Genomic DNA, 663 nt, shown 5'->3' on the forward strand with positions numbered 1-663 from the left:
ATAATTGAGTTTGACTTGGACGGCACCATTCTTATGGCGAATGAAAATTTCCTGATGACGGTCGGTTACACTGCCCAGGAGATCGTCGGCAAACACCATCGCATTTTCATGCCCAGCGCCGAGATCAATAGCCCCGCCTACCAGCAATTCTGGAGCAATCTGCGCCAAGGCCAGTTTCAGCGGGCCGAGTATATGCGCCTTGCTAAGGGAGGCCGCGAAGTCTGGCTGCAAGCCAGCTACAACCCCATTCCGGGGCGCTCGGGAAAACCGATCAAGATTGTTAAGATCGCAACGGATATTACCGAACAGAAGCTGCGGGCCGCCGAATACGAAAGCCAACTCAATGCCATTAGCCGCTCGCAGGCGGTGATCGAGTTCGCGCTCGACGGGACCGTGCTGACGGCAAATGAGAATTTCCTAAAAGTCCTCGGTTACGCGCTTACCGACATCAAGGGCAAGCATCACAGCATGTTCGTCGAGGCTGCCGTCAGCAAAACCACCGAGTACCAATCCTTCTGGACGAAGCTACGCCAAGGGCAGTTTATTTCCGACGAATTCAAGCGGATCGGTAAAGGTGGGCGGGAGGTTTGGATTCAAGCTACCTATAATCCGGTGTTCGACCCGCAAGGTCGCCCGGTTAAAGTGGTCAAATATGCCATTGAC

1 protein-coding gene is annotated in these 663 nt (G+C 54.0%); it reads left to right on the forward strand.

Features of this window, described 5'->3' with window-relative positions:
* Positions 1 to 3: 3 nt before the first annotated feature.
* On the forward strand, positions 4 to 663 hold a 660-nt coding region (locus VZ95_RS19500), incomplete at its 3' end, for a PAS domain-containing protein (protein ID WP_269747132.1).

Origin of the sequence: Elstera litoralis, from assembly GCF_000963705.1 — a bacterium.
In the GTDB taxonomy this organism is placed as follows: Bacteria; Pseudomonadota; Alphaproteobacteria; order Elsterales; family Elsteraceae; genus Elstera; species Elstera litoralis.